This window comes from Helicobacter typhlonius, from assembly GCF_001460635.1.
GTDB lineage: Bacteria > Campylobacterota > Campylobacteria > Campylobacterales > Helicobacteraceae > Helicobacter_C > Helicobacter_C typhlonius.
The window spans coordinates 1,111,770-1,132,701 of sequence record NZ_LN907858.1 but is presented as its reverse complement, the minus strand read 5'-3'; the positions used below and the strand labels follow the sequence as shown (position 1 = coordinate 1,132,701).

Sequence of the window (20,932 nt, the reverse complement as noted above, 5' to 3'; positions counted from 1 at the left end):
TATGGAACTATACGAAAAAATCATCATTGCCTCTGCAATGGGGCTATACTTATGCTTTTTAATCTATCAAAATAGAGATTACTTCACGCGTTCGCGAAAAGGCGATCATTCAAAGAATGGAAGTTGGGTTTTAGATGATGGAGAGACGATTATAAAAAGAGGGAATACAGACACCGATAAAGCAAATGACACACAAGAAGACAATGACAAGTATGAAACAATAAGAATAGAAACACAAGATGGGAGTAAAGATTATATAGAAATTAAATTCCCAAAAGAAGATAAAAATCAAAATGACAAATAACCCTATCCAAACTCAAAAAAAGAATCTCGCACAAATGCCCACAATAAGCAAAAAAATTCTGCGCCTTGTTGGCAAAACAAATGCGCAGTATAACCTTATCAAAGAGGGAGATAGAATCCTGCTAGGCTTGAGTGGCGGGAAAGATTCTATACTTTTAGCCACAATCCTCGCCTATATGCACAAACACGCACCATTTAAGTTTGATTATAAGGCGATTACTATTGATTATGGCAGGGGTGGGGAGTATGAGTATATTTTCGAGTATTGTGAGAATCTTGGCATTCCCTACGAGCTTTACCGCACCGATATTTATGAGATTTTGGAGCAAAACAAGCGGGAGGGGACAATTTATTGCAGCTTTTGCTCTCGTATGAGACGCGGTGCTTTATATAGTAAGGCATTAGAGGGAGGATTTAATAAACTTGCCCTTGCACATCATCTTGATGATGCGGCGGAAAGCTTTTTTATGAATCTTACTTATAATGGAGCAATGCGCTCTATGCCACCAATATATCGTGCGCAGAATGGTTTAGAAGTTATCCGCCCGCTCATTTTTGTGCGAGAGAGACAAATAATTGATTTCATTGCAAGTAATTACATTTATATTGCACCTGATTGTAATTGTCCCATTAATTGGTTAGATTCTGATAAAAAACCATATGTGCGCGAACAGACAAAGCAATTCTTAAAAAACATAGAGGAGCAAAATCCCTTTTTTTTTAAATCACTCAAAAATGCCTTTAGCAATATCCACGCGGAGAGCTTTTGTGATGAGCGGTATTTTAAACTTTGAGATTGTTTAAAGTATTTGCAAACAAAAAAATTATAGAATATCGCCCAAAGGATACAAAATGGCACAAACTATTAAGACAATAGCCTTAGCACGTATTTATGAGATGTATGGGCTCAAAGAGGACGCGCTGAATATTTATCGCGAGATTCTTTTAGAATCTCCAGAGAGCAAAGAAGCTCAAAGAGCGATAAAGCGCCTAATGCTTGTGCAGCAGACATTTCCACAAGTCAATCAAGCCCAAAGAGAATTTTTCATAAACGCGCAATCTCAAGAGGATTTAATTCAATTTCAAAGGTGGCTACTACGATGGACATCAAAGATTTAGTGCTGCAAACAATTGATGAGCTTTCCCAGCCTAGCGAGGATTCTTATACTCATCAAAGTGTTACTATACATTCAACTTCAGCGATAGACACGCAAAATATGCAAAGCATTCAGGGTATGCCAAGTGTGCAAAATATACGCGCTCCTTTCGCACAGGCGCAAAGTGAGGCTTTGCGTGAGGAATGCGAGTTTTTAGAAATGCTCCAAGAGCGACTTTTAGTACTTTTTGAAGGGCTCAAGGCAGAGCATAATAAAGAATTACAAACAAAGCTCAATCTTACTATAAACTTTTTAGAATATGAATTGAGTGTGATTACTGAACGATTAAGTGATATTAAGAGATAGTTTGTTAAATCTACATTTAATAATCTCGCTTACAATTTGACCCAGCCTTTGACCCGAATGAGATAGGGTGAGGTGATGGATTAACCCATTTAGGTGAGTATCATCTCAAAGGGAGGTTATCCCCCTCCAACTCCTCCCTTACTGGATACTTACGAAACAACCAAACCTTTATTGAGCCGCCCACTACCCCACTTGGGCGGTGTCTTTTTAAGAAGCTACGCACTTGTGAATCCTTACAATACAATAAATCTCACAGGTATTTAAGTTTTTTGTATGTGTGTAAATAAGCTCACAAAAACAAATTATGCCTTTCACAATTTACTTAAGCTATCTAAAAAGTGTTTTATTATAGAATCGCGCATTTTACTTGAAGCAAAGGTTTGGATTATGTTAGAAGTTCTAATGATTGAAGATGATTTAGAGTTGGCAGAAATTATCACAAGCTACCTAAAGCAATATGATATGAATGTAACCAATTATGACGAGCCTTATACTGGTATGAGTGCGGTAAATGCAAAACATTTTGATGTCTTGCTACTTGATTTGACATTGCCAAATCTTGATGGCTTGGAGGTGTGCAAAAGGGTGGCGAAGCAAAATAGCGTTCCCATCATTGTTTCTTCTGCAAGAAGTGATATTGATGATAAAGTCGAGGCTTTAAAATCCGGAGCTGATGATTATATTTCAAAGCCTTATGACCCAAAAGAGCTTGTGGCGAGGATTCAATCTCTTCTTAGACGCTACAATAAAAAAAGCGTGAAAGAGCAAGATAAAGAGAAAGACAGCGTTTTTAGAATCGACAAGTATAGTCGCCAAGTCTTTTTTAAAGAAAAAAAGCTTGAGCTTACACGCGCAGAGTATGAGATTCTCACTCTACTTATTAGTAAAAAGGGACATGTTTTCTCACGTGAGGCTATCGCCATAGAATCCGAATCTATTAATCCAGAAAGCTCAAATAAAAGTATTGATGTGATTATTGGGCGATTGCGCTCAAAGATTGAGGAAAATCCACGAAACCCACAATACATTATTTCTGTGCGCGGAGTGGGTTACAAGCTTGAAACATAGCCACAAAGTTTAAGATACAATGTTTCAATTTCGCCATTCTATTTTTTTTAAAATTGTCGTTTTGTTTCTATGCGCGTTGTTTGGCTTCTTTGCTGTCTCTTATTATTTTATTCAGGACCATATTAAAAATGAGGAGCTTCTCTCGCAAGTGCGCTATGGGCAATTTACCGCTACGATTAATGAGCTTATGCAGTTTGGCGCAGATCTCCCTACCATAAAGCAATATCTTAATAATATACACTTTACCCCTGTGAGCGAGGATGAGATTAAGCGCGTGCTGCAAGAGATTAATAAAATACCATATGATTTTGATGGTATATTTGCTAAGGCGATTAATACGCAAAATGGCATTTATATCCTCCTTGAAACAAGCGATGAGGCGACACTCTATAGGGATAATTCGCACAAATCTTATGAAAATTTTTATATTATCACACTTATTGGCATCGTGCTACTCACTTTTGTGTTTTTTATTGTGCTTAAAAGCCTTATGCCAATAAAAGTGTTGAAAGGGCAAATTAAGCAATTTGCAGAGGGGCATTTTGATACCTACTATGAGCAGGATGCAAAAGATGAAATCGATGAACTTTATCACGAATTTTATAAGGCTTCAAACAAAATTAAATCCTTGAATGAATCTCGTAGCTTACTTTTGCGTTCGATTATGCACGAGCTAAAAACCCCTATCACAAAAGGGCGCATTGTCGCAGAAATGGTGCAAGATTCTAAACAAAAACAACAGCTTTGCTCGAGCTTCACGCGTCTCAATGAACTTATTAATGAATTTGCAAAGATAGAGGAAATTAACTCGAAAAACTACCACATCAACAAGCAGGAGTTTTTACTCAGTGATTTGATAGCCCACACTGAAAATATGCTCCTCATTGATGAAGCGAGTGAATCTAGTCCTATCACATTTCTTTCGCCAAATGCCCTCATAAAAGCGGATTTTGATTTGTTTGCGATTGCTCTAAAAAATCTCCTTGATAATGCTATAAAATACAGCGAGGACGGCAAGGTAAGTGTATATGTGAAAAATGACCGCCTTTATACAAGCTCACGAGGTGAGCCTCTAACCCACCCGCTCAAAGATTATTTCAAGCCATATTTTAAAAATGAAAAAAACCCTTCATCTCAAGGCTTTGGGCTTGGTATGTACATTATCAAAAATACGCTTGACAATCAGGGATTTGACCTTAGCTACAAACACGAAAATGGTTGCAATATTTTCATTATTCATCACTGCGTAGTGGAGGATTACTGCCCGATAGAAGATAAACCAAACTAAAAGGAGATGTGATGTTTAGACGATTAAGAAGAATGCGCTTAAAAGAGTCAATGAGGACATTAGTGAGGGAAAATTACCTTAGAAAAGAGGATTTTATCTATCCGCTTTTTGTCATAGAGGGAGAAAATATTAAGAACGAAATCCCTTTAATGCCACAGGTGTATCAGCTTAGTATTGATAATATACTCAAAGAATGTGAGGAGCTCCTTAGTCTTGGCATATATCATATTATACTTTTTGGTTTGCCCTCACATAAGGATTCTTGTGGCAGCGAGGCACTTAGCGATAAGAATATTGTAGCACAGGCGATAAAGGCTATCAAAAAGCAGTTTCCGCAAATGATTGTTACGCTTGATTTGTGCTTTTGCGAATACACAGACCACGGGCATTGTGGGATTATCGATAAGAAACTTAATAGTGTTGATAATGATGCAACACTTGAGATTTTAGGACAGCAAGCGGTGGTGCTCGCAAGCTGTGGGGGCGATATGATAGCCCCGAGCGCGATGATGGACGGAATGGTGGGTGCTATACGCGCTTATTTGGATAAAGCAGGATTCACACATATACCCATTATGAGCTATTCTACAAAGTTTGCGAGTGCATATTATGGACCATTTCGCGATGTGGCAAACTCCGCGCCTAGTTTTGGCGATAGACGCTCGTATCAGCAAGATTGTGCTAATCGTAGAGAGGCGATTTTAGAGAGCCTTATTGATGAGGCAGAGGGCGCGGATATTTTGATGGTAAAACCTGCACTTGCCTATCTTGACATCGTGCGTGATATACGAGAGCAGACTTTGCTACCTTTAGCGGTATATAATGTGAGTGGCGAATACGCTATGCTTAAAGCCGCTCAAAAGGCTGGGATAATCGACTATGAGTGTGTGATGCTTGAAACATTACTAGGCTTTAAACGCGCCGGAGCGGATATTATCATTAGCTATCACGCCAAAGAAGTAGCGAAGCTTTTATAAAATCTCAAATGCAAAAAAAAGTTTCGCTTGGTTTTGTAAGTGTGCGCTAAAAATAGTTGCTCAAAATGCTTTCTTGGATTTTAGCCTAAGATTCTAAAGGCGGCTGTATGGGGTGTTTATATCTTTTGGCAAATGCAAATTATATAAAGCAGATTCTTAAGAATCTAGCTTTTAGGGCGAAAAATCTTTATTTGCTCCTCATTAGCGTGGATATAACCCGCCTCAATCAAATCAAGGCAATAAGGCACAGCAGGAAATACGGCTTCTAAGCATTCTCTAATGCTTTTAGGCTTACCCGGCAGATTGATAATAAGACTTTTTCCGCGAATCCCCGCACTTTGACGAGAAAGAATCGCTGTTGGGACATATTTGAGGCTTGCACTCCGCATAATCTCCCCAAAGCCGGGCAGCATTTTTTCACACACATTTTGTGTCGCTTCTGGGGTTACATCTCTTTTGGCTGGTCCTGTGCCACCTGTGGTAACGATTAAATCACAACCTTTTTTATCGCTTAAAAGCTTGAGGTTTTTTTCTATTAACTCTTGCTCATCGCTAATGATGTGATAGTGATATTCACAAGGATTTAAAATAAACTCATTTAAAACCTCTTGTATTGCTTTGCCTGAAATATCCTCATATACACCTTGAGAGGCTCTATCACTTGAAACCAAAATGCCTATTTTGATAGTGTGCATATTTTGCATTATGCTCCTTTAAATGAAGTAGATTTGGGATAAGCATTGATAAATGCTGCAATTTGCCCCACATCGTTGAGATTAAAAATAGGCAAATTAGAGGGGAGAATATGGGTGTTTTTGACACTCTCATCAATAGCAAAAGCATTTGCATAAGGAATATATGAAGATTCTATATGCTCTCTTGCTATCACAATGCGTGGAAAAGGCAAAGTTTTAAGCCCTTCAATAAATATATAATCATAGCTTTTAAATTGCTTTAATACTCTAAATAGAGCATTAGATTCTATTTCTTGCGTGTTTTGAGAATTTTCATTATGCTTTATTTGTAAAATCGTGCGAGTAGGGGAGAGCAGGGCTACTGCGCTAGAGCGTTGAAAAAACTCATAAGAATCTTTGCCTTGTGTATCAAAAATAGCCTTATCTTTTGGGTCGTGCTTAATCACAGCAACCTTTGCCTTTGGCTTTAAATATTCACAGAGTTTGCAAATAAGTGTCGTTTTGCCACTATTACTTTTTCCACTAAAGGCAAAGATAATGGGCGTGTGCGTGAGTTTAGAATGATGTGTCATTTTGACTACCTAAAATACCGCTACCTTGCAAAGGTTTGCTGCGTTCTTTGGCATAGATTCTTTGATGATTGATAACATCATATTTCCAAATAGGTGCATTTGCTTTAAAATCCTCTATAAAGTCTTCATATATACCAAGCACACCTTTGCGTTGTGCGGAGATAATGCCACACATATAAGAGCTTTGTCCGCATAGCACATCGCCTACGCTGTGAGCCATACAAATATATGTATCAAAATGATACTGCGCTTTTTGTTGCCATTTATCAAACCATTTGCGTAAAAGCGGCTCATATATATCAAAACTCAATGCGCTTATGTTATTTTCTGCACGCACGATACCCGTAAAAATACTCAATGCTCCAGCATTTTTGCTTTGGGCGAGATTCTCCCATTTGGTATAAATCTCACAAGTAGGCAATGCTCCTTTATAAAGATTGAGCATCAGCCACCGCATACAGGAGGAAGAAGTGCCACTTTATCGCCATAAGAAAGAGGATAGGAGAGGTCTTCAATAATTTCATCATTGACTGCCACAGCACTAATATCAAGCCACGAGTGTAGAGATGTATCCTTGCTTAGCAGTTCCTTAAGCTCTGCGAGACTTTGTGCCTCTAGTTCGCGCGCGGGAATGTTGCTTATTGGCCCTAGAAATTCCACCCTAATCATCGCCACTCCTTTAAAATATACTTCACAATTTATGCTTTTTACAATCCCAAAAGCATAGCAAAACTTGTGTTAAAAGTGATTTAAAAACATCACTTTTAGTTTCGCACCCGCCTTTAAATCACTGCCATTTTCCTCTAAAATCGCCACGGCAGTGTTGTGTGTAAGATTATTTATCATTGAGCTTTGTAGGGATTTTTTATTTTTGAAGCTCACTTGTAAGATTCCATTATTGTTATGAATCTCACAGGCGCGGAATTCCAAGCGCGAATCACTGCGCTTAATATCCTCAAGTAAGGTAGCTTCAAAAATATAGGGCTTGTGGATTCTATTTTGCAAACGCGCAAGAAGCACAGAGCCAAACAGGAGGAATGTGAGGGCGCAGGAGTTTGGAAATCCGGGTAGCCCTAAAATAGGCTTTGCTCTCTCTAAAACTCGTGTGTTTTCTATGGTTTTAGAATCTTGCCCCTCTTGCGTGGATTTTAGACTATCCGCATTTTTTAAATTTTGCATAGATTCTAAATCTATGCTTTTTCTCCCGCTATACAAGGCACAGGCGACAGGCTTACCCGGCTTTAAGCGCACTCCCTTAAACACCATATCTGCGCATTCTGTAATGACAACTTGTGTGAAGTCATAGTCCCCCATACTCATACCACCCGCACTTACTACCATATCACATTCTTGTAAGGCGCTTTGGTAGGTGGATTTAATCTTATCCCTATCATCTTTAAGCAGTGGATAGACGATAGGTTCTTGCCCCATTTGGAGTAGCAAAGATTCTAAAAGATGTGTATTCACGCTTCGCACAATGTTTGCATTCTCGCTTATCTCGCCTACCTCAATAATTTCATCACCTACGCATATTATACCTACACGCACTTTTTGATAGACTTGGATAAAGTTACAATTGAGCTCGGCGAGTAGCCCTATCTCAAACGCACCGATTTTATCGCCTTTATGGAGTAAAACTTCACCTTGCTTGTAGTTATCGCCTACTTGGCGCACCCATTGCGCTTTATGAATAAAATCTTTATGGGCTTGAATGTTTAAGAAGATTCTATTCTCTCTTATTTCAATATGCTCTACAATCACGAGTGTATCGGCATTATGAGGCATTATAGAGCCTGTGAAAGCCTTTATCGCACAACCCTTTGTGAGTGTGGGGCGCGTTGGATTCCCTGCTTTGTTAATTTGTGAAATTTCTAAGCCATCACTTTCTAAAAGTGCCATATCATCAAAGTTTATCGCATAGCCGTCCATTGCTGCGGTGGGGTAAGCGGGGACATTGCAGGGGGCTTTGATTTCTTGGGCGCAGATTCTATTGAGCGCATTTTTGAAATGCACGCGTTGTGTGCCAAGAGGTGTGAGCGGAAGGGATTCTAAAAGCTCCAACGCTTCCTTATAGCTTATCAGGGTAGGGTATGCCATAATCGCTCCTTGTGATAAATTTGCGCTCTAACATTGTGAGGGCAGATTCTGTATTGCAATAGAATCTAAACGCCCATATTCTCAAGTGCATTTTAGATTCTAAAGCAAATGCCCGAGTTTTTGCTTTTTGACTTCCAAATAGGCTTCATTATGAGGATTTGTGGGCGTGATAATGCTATGGCGCACCACTTTTGCATAAGGTTCTATCGCACTTACCTTGCGTGGATTGTTGGTAAGTAGGTTGATTTGTGTGATATGAAAATGCTTAAAAATTTCTCCCACAATGTCATAATTTCTTGCATCACTTTGGAATCCTAGCTTTTCGTTTGCTTCCACCGTGTCATAGCCTTTATCTTGCAGGGCATAGGCGTTTATTTTGTTAAAAAGCCCAATACCTCGCCCCTCTTGACGCAAATAAATAAGCATTCCTCCTTGAGCATTATGTGCGATTTGCTCCATTGCAAGGGCAAGTTCATTGCCACAATCGCATTTTTTAGAGCCAAAAACATCGCCGGTAAGGCATTCGGAGTGGATTCTCACAAGTGGAACTTCTCCTAAGTTTTGCGTAAAAACAACCAAATGTTCGCTCGGTGTGCTAAGTGGGTTAGATTTTTCTAAATATTCCCTAAAGCTTACAGCCAGAAAATCCCCAAATCGCGTGGGTAGGTGCGCTTGTTGAGAAATATCATATTTCATTTTTTTTCCTTTATCTTTGTATATTAGGTTATATAATTGAAGCCGCGCATTGTAAAATATTTTTTTAAATCTTTTGTTAAAACATTTATGTTTGGTGGAAAATATGAGCTTTAAAATTAAGAAATATTAAAAGATAATAATTATCCATTAATTATTGTGGGTTATATTATCGCTTCATAACTTTAACATTAAAAGGAGACATTATGAGTAAAAAACTCACAACAGCGACAGGCACACCATTAGGCGATAATCAAAACTCAATTACAGCAGGGAGCAGAGGTCCTACACTTTTGCAAGACACTTGGCTTTTAGAAAAACTCGCTCACTTTGATAGGGAGAGAATCCCCGAACGCGTAGTGCACGCAAAAGGAAGTGCTGCCTATGGTGAGCTGACAATCACAAATGATATTTCAGCATATTCTAAGGCGGATATTTTTAGCAAAGTGGGCAAAAAAACAAAGGCGTTTTTGCGCTTTTCCACCGTTGCAGGTGAGCGAGGCGCAGCCGATGCGGAACGAGATGTGCGAGGCTTTGCACTTAAATTTTACACAAATGAGGGAAATTGGGATATTGTAGGCAATAACACGCCTGTGTTTTTCATCAAAGATGCGGTGAAATTCCCGGATTTTATCCATACACAAAAGCGAGACCCAAAGACAAATTTGCGCTCTGCAACAGCAGCGTGGGACTTTTGGAGTTTGCACCCAGAGAGTTTGCATCAAGTAACGATTTTGATGAGCGATAGGGGGATTCCACGCAGTTACCGAGAAATGCACGGCTTTGGTAGCCATACATATAGCTTTATCAATGCCAAAAATGAACGCTTTTGGGTAAAATTTCACTTCAAATCAATGCAGGGAATCCACAACCTCACAAACAAAGAAGCGGAGGCGATTATTGCCAAAGATAGAGAATCTCATCAAAAAGATTTGTTTGAAAACATTGAAAAGGGTAATTTCCCTAAATGGAGATTCTGTGTGCAAGTAATGCCCGAAAAAGAGGCGGCAAACTATCGCTTCAATCCTTTTGATTTGACAAAAGTGTGGAGTCATAAGGATTATCCATTGATTGAAGTGGGAATCTTGGAGCTAAATAAGAATCCAGAGAATTATTTTGCTGAAGTAGAACAAGCCGCATTTAACCCCGCAAACATTGTGCCCGGCATTGGATATAGCCCCGATAAAATGCTACAAGGACGGCTTTTTAGCTATGGTGACACGCAGCGATACCGCTTAGGCATTAATCATTCCCAGCTTCCTGTGAATGCGAGTATCGCCCCTGTGGCAAATACACACCGAGATGGTTATATGCAGCGAGGTGATTTTGGCGGGGAGAGAAATTATAATCCAAGTATTTTTAATGACTATGCCGAAGATTCTAATGCGCTTGAACCTGCACTACGCACAGAGGGTGGCGATGTAGCAAATCGTTACAATCACCGCGACACAGAGGACGATTATTTCGTGCAAGCAGGAGATTTGTATCGCTTGATGAATACAGAGCAAAAAGAGGCATTGTGCCAAAACATCAAAGACGCAATGGAGGGTGTGCCAAATGAGATTAAAAAGCGTCAAATTGAGCATTTCAAAAAGGCTGACCCAGCCTATGGCAAACGCGTAGAAGAGCTTGTGCTTTAATTGCACCTTAAAAAGTGTAGCAAAGTGGCAGAATGAATGGCAAGGAGTGGCAATGAGTAAAAATACTCAAGGTAGCATAAACAATATAAGTTTCACGCAAGAGGAGGAGGCGAAGCTTATGGAGCTTTGCCAATATGCACTTGATTGTGCGCGTCATAATGATGTAGAATCTTTGCAAACCCTGCTTGATGCAGGGCTTAATGTGAATCTTAGCAATGAAAGTGGCAATACACTTCTTATGCTTGCCGCATATAATGGGCATTTTGAAGCCACAGAGCTACTTTTGAAGTGCGGTGCATTAGTTGATAAGAAAAACGACAAAAATCACACACCACTTGCAGGTGTGTGCTTCAAGGGCTATGATGATATAGCCGAGCTTTTGTTGCAATATGGTGCAAATCCTAATGGCGATGGCGGTATGGGTTTAAGCCCGATGAATTGCGCTTGTTTCTTTGGGAGAAAGCAGATTCTAAAGCTCCTCCTGCAATATTCACACACAAAGCCCACATTTTTGCAAAAACTCGCTTTATTTTTCTTCAATATCAAAAATACCAAAAGGGTGCGAGAGATGTAAAATATTTTAGAATCTACCTAAAAAAGTGATTTGTTGGACCATTGCCTTTGCCAAGATTGAGTGAATACAAAATTGCATTAAAAATATATTCTTTTGCCCTTTGTATCGCAGTGAGGCTATCAAAGCCTAGAGCGAGGTTACAAGCGATTGCCGAGCTGAGTGTGCAGCCTGTGCCGTGTGTATTTTTGGTATCAATTTTTGGCGAGGGTAGGATATGAAATTCTCCATTATAAAACACATCATCGGCGTTTTGCTCACTATGTCCGCCCTTAAGTAAAACAGCCTTTGCACCCATATCATACAGCCTTTGCGCCGCTTTTTTCATATCTATTACATTATGTATATCAAACCCGCAAAGTTCTTGTGCCTCTGGGATATTTGGCGTAAGCACATTGCAAAGTTTGAGAATCTTCTCCTTAAAGTAAGCGCGTGTCTCTTTAGGCATAAGCGGGAAGCCATTTTTGGCAAACATCACGGGGTCAATCACAACATTTTGGGGTTTGTAGAAAAGTAGATTCTGTTCTATGCAGTCAATAATTGCATTTGAGCCGAGCATTCCTATCTTTGTGGCATTTGGTGGAATATCTTCAAACACTGCTTCAAATTGTTCATCAATCGCTTGAATGGGTATATCATAGCTAGAAATTACACGCGCGGTATTTTCAGCCACCACGCTTAAAACCACGCTCATACCAAAAAGTTTATGTGCGCTAAAAGTCTTTAAATCCGCTTGAATCCCTGCTCCACCGCTGCAATCACTCCCTGCGATTGTGAGGATTGGAATAGCATTTTGCATTTGAGGCTGTATGATATTTGACATTTGAGAATCCTTTAAGATTTTGATTTTTGCGTGTAGCGGTAATAGTAGAGATAGCCCACCACGCCCACGAGCACGAAGCCAAATACCCACAATCCCGCCTGTTTGACGAGGCTTTTAAGCTCGAGTTGTTCTGCGGAGGGATTACTTGAAGTAAAGGCTTGAATGATAGAATCTAGGCTCATCTGCGTGAAAAATGCCCCCGCATAATAGCCGATAATAGTGAGGATAATCACCCAAATCCCTGCGCCAAGCGAAGTATAGAGGCAAAATTTCGCAAGATTCATACGCGCAAGTCCGGCAGGTAGGGAGATGTATTGACGCACGATAGTAATGAGACGCCCCACAAAAGTGCTGATATGCCCGTGTTTTTTGAAAAATATCTCCACCTTTTGCATTGTCTCCTCTGTGAAAAAGACATATTTGCCATAGCGGATAAGAAACTCTCGCCCGAGTTTTAAGGCAAGATAGTAGTTAAACAATGCTCCAGCAAGTGAGCCACCAACCCCGCATATCACGGCGATAAAGGCATTCATCTCGCCTGTATAAACCAAATATCCCGCAGGAATCATCACCACTTCGGAGGGAAAGGGAAAAAAGCTAGATTCTAAAAACATCATTATGAAAATTCCCGCATAGCCCAAAGTCCCTACAAGTTCCACAATCCAATTAATCATACTGCTTAAGATTTCGCCCATTTATACACTCCTAATTAATGCACACTTTAAGGTGTTTAAGATTTTATTAATTTTGATTATTTTAGTTTGATATAATGCCATAAGTTTTTTACAGAATCTGTTATTTTAAAAAAGAGAAAATCAACTAAGTGAGGATAAGAGGGTAATGAAAGAGTTGTTTGAAGGGGCAGTGAAATTTCGCGAGGAGGACTATAACGAGCATAAGGCTTTGTATGAGAGCCTCAAAAAGCACCAAGAACCCCATACTTTACTGATTACCTGCACCGATTCGCGTGTCGTGCCAAATCTTATCACAAACACTTTGCCCGGCGATTTGTTTGTAATACGCAATATGGGGAATCTCGTCCCGCCATATTTGGGGAAAGACAAGGGCATACGCGGTGGGTATCTCGCAACGACTTCAGCTATCGAATATGCTTTAAGTATTCTTAACATAAAAAATGTAATTATTTGCGGACATAGCGACTGCGGGGCGTGTTCGGCTATTTATGAAGATTCAACAAAGTTAGATAATGCGCCATATGTAAAAAAGTGGATAGAGCTTTTAGAGCCAGTAAAGCAAAAAGTCGATGCGTTAGCACCCAGCTCGAAAGCAAAGCGCACTTGGCTTATGGAGCAGATGAATGTCGAGCATCAGCTTGAAAATTTAATGACTTATCCATTTGTGGAGGAGCGATTTGATAGGGGGGAGCTTAATATTTATGGGTGGTATTATATTATTGAAACAGGAGAAATCTTTAACTATAATATGATAAAGCGTGAATTTAAATTGATTAATAAAATTAACTAAAAGGAGAAAAAATGATTTTAATGAGCGGACCTTGCGTGATTGAGGGATATGAGGCATTAAGTGCGGTAGCAGAGGCATTAAAGCCTTTGAATGAGAATCCAAATATTGATTTTTATTTTAAGGCAAGTTTTGATAAGGCAAATCGCACGAGTTTAGAATCTTATCGCGGACCGGGCTTAGAAGAGGGTATGGAGATTCTAGGCGAGATTAAGAAAAAATTTGGCTACAAAATCATTACCGATATACACGAAAGCCACCAAGCCCAAGCTATCGCTAAAGTCGCTGATGTAGTGCAGATTCCGGCATTTTTATGCCGCCAAACAGACTTAATCGTAGCGGTGGCGAAGACTGATTGTATTGTGAATATCAAAAAAGGGCAGTTTATGAATCCCGCAGATATGCAACATAGCGTGTTAAAGGCGATTAAAACGCGTGGTGGTAGTGAAGCGAGTTATGAACAGGCGCAAAAATACCGCGTATGGCTCACAGAGCGTGGAAGCACTTTTGGCTATGGGAATCTTGTCGTAGATATGCGCTCACTTGTGATTATGCGTAAGTTTGCTCCTGTCGTCTTTGATGCGACTCATAGTGTGCAAATGCCCGGGGCAGCAGGGAGCAAAAGCGGAGGTGATAGCTCGTTTGTGCCTTATCTCGCTCGTGCAGCGGCGGCTGTGGGTGTAGATGGATTTTTTATGGAAACACATTTAAATCCTAAAGAAGCTCTAAGTGATGGACCAAATATGGTGCAGACTAATGCGCTTATCCCGCTTGTAGAACAGCTTTGCGCATTAGATTCATTCCTGCATACAAAATAGTGCGGGATTAAAAATAATATTTGGAGGGTTACAATGAATATCGTTGAGGGAAAATTACAGCTAGTGGGCGATGAGCGCATTGCGATTGTGAGTGCGCGTTTTAATCATTTGATTACCGATAGGTTGGTAGAGGGGGCGAAAGACTGCTTTTTGCGCCACGGCGGACGCGATGAGTTGCTTGATTTGGTGCTTGTGCCGGGCGCGTATGAGATTCCATTTGTATTACAAAAGATTCTCTCACAAGGCGAATATGATGGTGTGTGTTGCTTAGGTGCGGTGATTCGCGGGGCTACGCCACATTTTGATTATGTATCTGCGGAGGCGACTAAGGGTATTGCTAATGTTACGCTTAAATATGGTGCGCCGGTAACTTTTGGAGTGCTAACAACTGATAATATCGAACAAGCCATTGAGCGAGCCGGGACAAAGGCAGGAAATAAGGGCTTTGAATCTATGGCAGGGCTTATTGAGCTGATTAACCTTTATAGGAATATTGGGGCGTAATATGGCGACACGCACACAGGCGAGGGAAGCGGTTATTGGAATGCTTTACGCCTATGATGTAGGTAATGAAAATATCTTGCTTTTTGCGCGTGATATGTTTAGCGAAAAAAAAATTAAGAATAAGCAGCAGGATTTTGCTTACGCACTTTTGCAAGGGGTGCTAGATAATCTACAAAGCCTTGATGAAAGTATTACTTCGCATTTAAAAGAATGGGATTTTTCTCGTCTTGGTGGAATGGAGCGCGCTATGCTACGACTTGGTGCGTATGAGATACTCTATACCGATACTGATACGCCTGTGGTGATTAATGAAGCAGTGGAGCTATGCAAACTCTATGGTGGCGAAGACAATGCGCCGAGATTTATTAATGGTGTGCTAGATTCAATAGGCAAGGTAAGTAAAAAAAGTGCGAGAGAATCTATTACAAACAATCCTAAAGCGCAGGGCATTGGTTTAGAGACTTGTCTAGATTCTAAAAATGCGAAAGGATAATAATGAAGCTGTGTATTGCCCTTGATAACCCAAGCCTAGAGCAGAATCTTACCTTGCTTCATTCTTTGCAAACACTTAATCCCAAACATAAGCAAAATATATGGCTCAAAGTGGGCTTACGCAGCTTTATCCGCGATGGTATCGCTGGGCTAGAAATGATAAGAAAATATGGTAATTATAGAATCTTTTTAGATTTGAAGCTTTATGATATACCAAATACAATGCTTGATTCTATCAAAGAATGCGCCCAATTAGATGTGGATATGCTCACTATCCATACAAGCTGTGGGGAAGGGGCAATGAGGGCTATTGCGGAGCTTAAAAATCAAGCCAAAATCCCTCTTATTGTTGGCGTTACCGCGCTTACAAGCTTTGAAGATTCTAGTTTTGCAGAGATTTATAATGCCTCGCTTTTCTCCCATACGCTTAAACTTGCGGATTTGGCGTATCGTTGTGGTATTGACGGCGTGGTATGCTCGGTGCAAGAGAGCCTCTATATCAAGCAACGCACTCAATCAAATTTTCTTACGATTACACCCGGTATCCGCCCATTTGGCGAGGGGGCAGACGACCAAAAACGCGTGGCAACACTTAAGGATGCAAAAGCAGCGCAAAGCGATTTTGCGGTCATTGGGCGTCCCATTTACAAAGCAGAGAATCCGCTGCAAGTGGTGGAAAATATCTTAAAGATTCTTCAATAAAGGGCATTGATGAAAGTGCTAAAAAGTAGGGCAGCTCTGCAAGAGTTTCGTGCTGGGCTTAATGGAAGTGTGGGCTTTGTGCCGACAATGGGGGCTTTGCATAAGGGGCATTTGAGCCTTATAGAATCTTCTATAAAAGAGAATAATTACACAATCGTTTCTATTTTTGTGAATCCTACGCAGTTTGGGGCAAATGAGGATTTTGGCAGCTATCCACGCACATTAGAGCAAGATATTGCTTTATGTGAAAAGGCGGGTGTGAGCGCGGTATTTGCCCCTCGTGTGGAGGAGATGTATTTTGATGATGAGGTGAGTCTTTCTCCGCCTAAAAATATGGGCTATATTTTAGAGGGATTTGACCGCCCTACGCATTTTGCTGGGGTGTTGCGAGTAGTTTTAAAGCTTTTTATGCTTACTCGCGCTCATTGTGCGTATTTTGGACAAAAAGATGCACAACAAGTGTTGATTTTGCAAAAAATGGTGCGTGATTTATTTGTGCCTGTGGAGATTGTGCCTTGTCCTATAATGCGAGATAGCGATAGCTTGGCACTTAGCTCACGCAATATTTATCTAAGCCCAGAACAAAGGCAAAGCGCACTTTGTATCCCGCGCACGATTGAAGCTATAAAAAATGAGGTGGAAAAGGGGCAGGCTGAAGCAAAGCATTTGCGCGCTTTGGCTTTGGAGGGTTTAAAGAGTGTGGATAGAATCTTTTATGCGGATTTTTTTGATAGGGAGTTAAAGCCTATTGAGAGGGTAGAAAAGGGTAAGAGTATTTTTCTTATTGCCGCTCAAGTTGGCACAACACGTCTCCTTGATAATCTATGGATATAAACGAGAATTTAAAGGGAGAAAATGAAAAAACTTGCTTTTATATTGTGTGCGTGTGCTATTGCTTGGGGCTATGATAGTATTGATGAAGCCTTAGAAAATGGCGTATCAAGCGGCGATGTAACGCTTTATGGCAACTATATCAATGGGCAAAAAAATCCTGCTAATGTGAAGAGCAAAAATGATTTGAGTGAGGCTGGTTATGTGGTAGGTTCTGTGGGATTAGCCTACCACTCGGCATTTTATAAATATTTGCGCTTGGCGGTGAGTTTTCGTGCTCTTGGTGTGTTGTATGAAGCTGATAGACATTCACAATGGAGCGCAGCACCGCTTTTGAACAATCCCAATCGCTATGGTGAGGGTGATGCTTCAAGGGATTTTTATATGAATGATCGCACAATGCTAGGACAGAGCTATTTGGAATATTTTGATGGCAATACGAGCATCAAGCTCGGGCGAGTATTTGTGGATTCAGAATGGGTGGATAGGCTCATAGATGGCGTGTGGCTACGTAATCGTTCCTTGCCAAATATGCTTATTGAGGCACTATGGGTAAAAAATAGCGGCTATGTGCAGTATAACAAAATGACAGGATTCTATGATGTAAATCCTCATAGTGCGTTGGGATTAACACAGCTTAGCCTCAAGTATCATATCGGTGAAAAATTTAGCATAAAAACCTATGGTATAGCAACCTCTGCGGTATTTTACGCCGCTGGTGTGAAAGCAAATGCCCGATATGAGAGCTCAAAATCTTATCTGGGGCTTAGCGGACATTTTGCGACAAGCTTCGAGCAGACTTATGGCAGACTCGGGGGAAATTCTGGCAATGGCTACAATACCGATGTAAAAATTTATGTGGGTGTCAAAGATATGGCAGAGGCGAGTGCGGGATATATTAGCACGGGAAGTAATATCGGCTGGGGTTCGCTCAACACGCTTGGCAATAGTATAAGCCCATTTTTTATGTGGGGTGGAAGGGCTTTGCTTGAAGGGGTAGATGCAAGTTTGTGGTATGGGAAAGTGATGTTTGCCATTGATAGAGTGAGTTTTGCAGTGGTGTATGGTAGCACGAAGTTTAGAGGGATTAGCTACACGAGTATGCAAAATCCTTACGATAGAGTAAATGAAGTGAATCTTTTGGTGGATTTTGGCTTCACAGAGCATTTAAGCGGGATTCTTAATGTGCTTAATACGCACGGCGGGAAAGAGCTTTACTATCCGCATAGCACAAATGTGAATCTTGGCGTGAAATTGGCGTTTTAGATAATAAAAATTGAGAGATTTCATAATCTGCAAGTTAAGGCTATTTTTTACTTGCGATAAAATCAATAGAGTTGTAGTATAAAATTAGAATCTAAGAATAAATATTAATTTTGTTGTTTTAAGATACCATAATAATTTATGGTGGGTATAGAGGTTATATAATGAAAACAATTACTATCGTATGTGTGGGGCAGCCAAATGTTGGCAAAACATCACTTATTAATAGAATCTGCGGTGTGCATTTAAAAGTGGGGAATTTTATCGGTGTAACGATTGAAAAGGCGGAGGCATCTATTACATACAAAGATTATATATTGCGTATTATCGACTTGCCCGGGACTTATTCTTTAAATGACTATTCTTTTGAAGAGCACGTAACGCGGCAGTTTTTGGAAAATGAAAAGTATGATGTGATTTTAAATGTAGTTGATTCTACACATTTAGAACGTTGCTTATTCCTTAGCACACAGCTTTTGGACTTACACACGCCTATGTGTCTAGCATTGAATATGAGTGATGAGGCAAAAAAAGAGGGAATCCACATTGACAGCGCACTTTTGGGCGAGATACTTGGCACGGAATGCGTGAGTGTGTCGGCATTTTATGGGGATAATATAGATGAGTTGTTAGATTCTATTATCAAAGTTGCAAATAGCGGTGAGAAGCGTAATAAGCGTGTGTATGCGGACTTTTTGGAGGAGGAAATAAACAATCTTGAAACTTTTTTGCAAGAGAAGCAATACAGCGAAGTAGCACAGATTCTACATTTAAATTATCGAGGGGTGCGCAGTATGCGTGATGTGGCTATAAGGCTTTTAAGGCAGGATAGCTTTATAAGTGAAATTCTCCACGACAAAGGATGCTGGAGTGAGCTGAGTGCATTTACTCAAAAATGTATTAATAGGCTATATCTGCAAAGTGATGAAAAAAATGTGCGGAGCGTGTTTCATAATGATATGTTGAGTTTTGCTAAGGGCGCGAGTATGGAAGCCACGCATTTAAATGCTCCCGCAAAGCCTTCACTTACGCAACGACTAGATAATATTTTACTCAATAAATATCTTGGAATCCCTATTTTTCTACTTTTGATGTGGCTTTTGTTTCAAATTACCTTTTATCTTGGAGAGTTTCCTAAAGTGTGGATTGAGGAGGGTATGGCGAGTTTTGGGGATTGGGTCGAGGAGACTTTGCCCTATGAGTTTTTAGCCTCCTTGCTTTCTGGTGGTATTATCGCCGGTGTGGGCGCGGTGCTAAGCTTTTTGCCACATATTTTAATCCTTTTTTTTGGTATCGTGCTTTTGGAGGGCAGCGGATATATGGCGCGTGTAGCATTTTTGCTCGATGGATTCTTTCATAAGTTTGGTTTGCACGGCAAAAGTTTTATTCCGCTTGTAACAGGCTTTGGCTGCTCTGTTCCGGCTTTTATGAGCACAAGAATGCTCAAAAATCATAATGATAGAATGCTTACACTCTTTATTATTAACTTTATGAGTTGTGGGGCGCGTTTGCCTGTCTATACGCTCTTTATCGGGGCATTTTTCGCGCCACAAATGGCGGGTAATGTCTTGTATGGAATCTATATCTTTGGCGCACTTGTTGGGCTATGTATGGCAAAGATTCTAAAACTTACCGCGTTTAAGGGCGATGATGAACCTTTTGTAATGGAAATGCCAAAGTATCGTCTGCCGAGCGCACAGCTCATTGCTTTTAGTATCTGGCATAAAGCGGTGGGTTATGTGAAAAAAGCGGGGACTTTTATACTGCTCGCTTCAGTGATTATTTGGGTGGGGACGCAATTCCCTAAAAATGCAGTTTTAGAGGAGCAAATGACGCAATCAGTGCAGTTTCTAAAACAGAGTGTGAATCCTACACAAGAAAATGATACATTGCAAGATGAAATTGATGAAATTTATCATAACTATCAAGCGGCTTTAGTGGAGCAGAGTTATCTGGGGCGCATAGGGCAGTTTATACAGCCTATATTTGCACCTATGGATTTTGATTGGAAACTTTCTGTTTCGCTTCTCAATGGGCTTTTGGCAAAGGAGACAATCATTTCAAGTATGGGTGTGCTCTACGCACTTGGTGATGATATAGATGAAAACAATGACTTAGCATTGCGCGATGTGCTTAACGAATATATCAGTTTGCCTAGCGCGATTGCATTTATTTTATTCATTATGTTTTATAACCCTTGTTTTGCAGCAACTATCGTCTTTGGTAAAGAAGCAGGTGGAAAGCGATATATTATTTATCTGTTTCTTTTTACAAGTGCAGTTTCATATATTTTTGCTTTTGTGGGATATACACTAGCGCGTTTGTTGCTTTAAATATATCAGTTTAGAATCTACCCAAAGGCAAAGTGTGGTATTATTATTTTTATTACTTTCAATAGTTTTACTCTTATCTTTTTTTCATAAATCCACTTCAATAATGTCAATTTGTGCTCTTTTAAGCATAGTCTGCATTTTATTTATTGGCGAAAGAAGTATTATGCTTATCGTTTCTTGTGGTTTATTATTGTTTTGTCTTATAATCTTTATATTAATCAAAGAAGCAAGATATGATGTGCTTATATTTGCAGTTTTTTTATGTTTGTGGTTAGGGTTTATCTTTTTATTTTTTCATTTGTATATTAGGATAAATT

General features: G+C 40.0%; 25 protein-coding genes. 17 read left to right on the top strand and 8 right to left on the bottom strand.

Going from position 1 to position 20,932, the window contains the following annotated elements:
* The first annotated feature begins 1 nt into the window (after position 1).
* The 7 genes from BN2458_RS05615 (at position 2) to hemB (ending at position 5,099) form a co-directional block, all read left to right on the top strand.
* Entirely contained in the window at positions 2-304 is a 303-nt protein-coding gene (locus tag BN2458_RS05615) for a hypothetical protein (protein WP_034326065.1), read from the top strand.
* Positions 294-1,097: a tRNA 2-thiocytidine biosynthesis TtcA family protein gene (locus BN2458_RS05610; protein ID WP_081951424.1), complete on the top strand. Its 804-nt coding sequence runs from the start codon at positions 294-296 to the stop codon at positions 1,095-1,097. Before BN2458_RS05615 ends, BN2458_RS05610 begins: the two co-directional genes overlap by 11 nt.
* 58 nt (positions 1,098-1,155) lie before the next feature.
* A complete protein-coding gene (locus BN2458_RS05605; protein ID WP_034326064.1) occupies positions 1,156-1,422 on the top strand; it encodes a hypothetical protein in 267 nt (88 codons plus the stop codon).
* On the top strand, positions 1,404-1,766 hold the full coding sequence (locus BN2458_RS05600; RefSeq protein WP_034326062.1) for a CiaD-like domain-containing protein: 363 nt from the start codon (positions 1,404-1,406) through the stop codon (positions 1,764-1,766). The genes BN2458_RS05605 and BN2458_RS05600 overlap by 19 nt, the downstream gene beginning before the upstream one ends.
* Before the next feature lie 387 nt (positions 1,767-2,153).
* Positions 2,154-2,834 carry an acid response regulator transcription factor ArsR gene (gene arsR / locus BN2458_RS05595; protein WP_034326092.1) on the top strand — a complete coding sequence of 227 codons (681 nt, stop codon included), beginning with the start codon at positions 2,154-2,156 and terminating at the stop codon, positions 2,832-2,834.
* A gap of 19 nt (positions 2,835-2,853) precedes the next feature.
* A complete protein-coding gene (locus tag BN2458_RS05590) occupies positions 2,854-4,122 on the top strand; it encodes an ArsS family sensor histidine kinase (RefSeq protein WP_034326060.1) in 1,269 nt (422 codons plus the stop codon).
* Between the two features lie 11 nt (positions 4,123-4,133).
* Positions 4,134-5,099, top strand: coding sequence for a porphobilinogen synthase (gene hemB / locus BN2458_RS05585; protein ID WP_034326057.1), 966 nt, complete (start codon positions 4,134-4,136; stop codon positions 5,097-5,099).
* Positions 5,100-5,263: 164 nt separating this feature from the next.
* Here hemB and mog read toward each other — a convergent pair whose 3' ends face one another.
* From mog to ribA, 6 genes are all read right to left on the bottom strand, one after another.
* Complete coding sequence (gene mog, locus BN2458_RS05580) at positions 5,264-5,794, bottom strand: molybdopterin adenylyltransferase (protein WP_034342613.1); 531 nt, start codon at positions 5,792-5,794, stop codon at positions 5,264-5,266.
* A gap of 8 nt (positions 5,795-5,802) precedes the next feature.
* Positions 5,803-6,366 carry a molybdopterin-guanine dinucleotide biosynthesis protein B gene (gene mobB, locus BN2458_RS05575; protein WP_011114891.1) on the bottom strand — a complete coding sequence of 188 codons (564 nt, stop codon included), beginning with the start codon at positions 6,364-6,366 and terminating at the stop codon, positions 5,803-5,805.
* Positions 6,350-6,811, bottom strand: a complete 462-nt coding sequence (locus tag BN2458_RS05570; protein WP_034342278.1) for a molybdopterin synthase catalytic subunit — start codon at positions 6,809-6,811, stop codon at positions 6,350-6,352. The genes mobB and BN2458_RS05570 overlap by 17 nt, the downstream gene beginning before the upstream one ends.
* Complete coding sequence (locus BN2458_RS05565) at positions 6,811-7,035, bottom strand: MoaD/ThiS family protein (RefSeq protein WP_034326054.1); 225 nt, start codon at positions 7,033-7,035, stop codon at positions 6,811-6,813. The genes BN2458_RS05570 and BN2458_RS05565 overlap by 1 nt, the downstream gene beginning before the upstream one ends.
* A gap of 69 nt (positions 7,036-7,104) precedes the next feature.
* Complete coding sequence (locus BN2458_RS05560) at positions 7,105-8,463, bottom strand: molybdopterin molybdotransferase MoeA (RefSeq protein ID WP_034342276.1); 1,359 nt, start codon at positions 8,461-8,463, stop codon at positions 7,105-7,107.
* A 99-nt stretch (positions 8,464-8,562) separates the two neighbouring features.
* Positions 8,563-9,159: a GTP cyclohydrolase II gene (gene ribA / locus BN2458_RS05555; protein ID WP_034326050.1), complete on the bottom strand. Its 597-nt coding sequence runs from the start codon at positions 9,157-9,159 to the stop codon at positions 8,563-8,565.
* A 203-nt stretch (positions 9,160-9,362) separates the two neighbouring features.
* Here ribA and BN2458_RS05550 point away from each other — a divergent pair, with 203 nt between their 5' ends.
* Both BN2458_RS05550 and BN2458_RS05545 read left to right on the top strand, forming a co-directional pair.
* Entirely contained in the window at positions 9,363-10,796 is a 1,434-nt protein-coding gene (locus BN2458_RS05550) for a catalase (RefSeq protein ID WP_034326048.1), read from the top strand.
* Positions 10,797-10,848: 52 nt separating this feature from the next.
* Complete coding sequence (locus BN2458_RS05545) at positions 10,849-11,370, top strand: ankyrin repeat domain-containing protein (RefSeq protein ID WP_064504561.1); 522 nt, start codon at positions 10,849-10,851, stop codon at positions 11,368-11,370.
* 13 nt (positions 11,371-11,383) lie between these two features.
* Here BN2458_RS05545 and thiD read toward each other — a convergent pair whose 3' ends face one another.
* Together thiD and BN2458_RS05535 are read right to left on the bottom strand one after the other, a co-directional pair.
* Positions 11,384-12,178: a bifunctional hydroxymethylpyrimidine kinase/phosphomethylpyrimidine kinase gene (thiD, locus tag BN2458_RS05540; protein WP_407081057.1), complete on the bottom strand. Its 795-nt coding sequence runs from the start codon at positions 12,176-12,178 to the stop codon at positions 11,384-11,386.
* A gap of 23 nt (positions 12,179-12,201) precedes the next feature.
* Positions 12,202-12,885, bottom strand: coding sequence for a DedA family protein (locus BN2458_RS05535; protein WP_034326046.1), 684 nt, complete (start codon positions 12,883-12,885; stop codon positions 12,202-12,204).
* A 145-nt stretch (positions 12,886-13,030) separates the two neighbouring features.
* Here BN2458_RS05535 and BN2458_RS05530 point away from each other — a divergent pair, with 145 nt between their 5' ends.
* The 8 genes from BN2458_RS05530 to feoB all read left to right on the top strand — a co-directional run bounded on the left by BN2458_RS05530 (position 13,031) and on the right by feoB (position 20,615).
* A complete protein-coding gene (locus tag BN2458_RS05530; protein WP_034326045.1) occupies positions 13,031-13,675 on the top strand; it encodes a carbonic anhydrase in 645 nt (214 codons plus the stop codon).
* Positions 13,676-13,686: 11 nt separating this feature from the next.
* Positions 13,687-14,490: a 3-deoxy-8-phosphooctulonate synthase gene (gene kdsA / locus BN2458_RS05525; RefSeq protein ID WP_034342274.1), complete on the top strand. Its 804-nt coding sequence runs from the start codon at positions 13,687-13,689 to the stop codon at positions 14,488-14,490.
* Between the two features lie 33 nt (positions 14,491-14,523).
* On the top strand, positions 14,524-14,994 hold the full coding sequence (gene ribH, locus BN2458_RS05520) for a 6,7-dimethyl-8-ribityllumazine synthase (RefSeq protein WP_034326041.1): 471 nt from the start codon (positions 14,524-14,526) through the stop codon (positions 14,992-14,994).
* A gap of 1 nt (position 14,995) precedes the next feature.
* Positions 14,996-15,487: a transcription antitermination factor NusB gene (gene nusB, locus BN2458_RS05515; RefSeq protein WP_034326039.1), complete on the top strand. Its 492-nt coding sequence runs from the start codon at positions 14,996-14,998 to the stop codon at positions 15,485-15,487.
* Between the two features lie 2 nt (positions 15,488-15,489).
* Positions 15,490-16,188 carry an orotidine-5'-phosphate decarboxylase gene (gene pyrF / locus BN2458_RS05510; RefSeq protein ID WP_034326037.1) on the top strand — a complete coding sequence of 233 codons (699 nt, stop codon included), beginning with the start codon at positions 15,490-15,492 and terminating at the stop codon, positions 16,186-16,188.
* 9 nt (positions 16,189-16,197) lie between these two features.
* The gene (panC, locus tag BN2458_RS05505) at positions 16,198-17,022 is read left to right on the top strand and encodes a pantoate--beta-alanine ligase (protein ID WP_034342272.1); all 825 of its coding nucleotides are present in this window, start codon (positions 16,198-16,200) and stop codon (positions 17,020-17,022) included.
* A 21-nt stretch (positions 17,023-17,043) separates the two neighbouring features.
* Positions 17,044-18,285, top strand: coding sequence for an Opr family porin (locus BN2458_RS05500; RefSeq protein ID WP_034342270.1), 1,242 nt, complete (start codon positions 17,044-17,046; stop codon positions 18,283-18,285).
* A gap of 161 nt (positions 18,286-18,446) precedes the next feature.
* On the top strand, positions 18,447-20,615 hold the full coding sequence (feoB, locus tag BN2458_RS05495; RefSeq protein ID WP_034326032.1) for a ferrous iron transport protein B: 2,169 nt from the start codon (positions 18,447-18,449) through the stop codon (positions 20,613-20,615).
* The last annotated feature ends 317 nt before the right edge of the window (positions 20,616-20,932 follow it).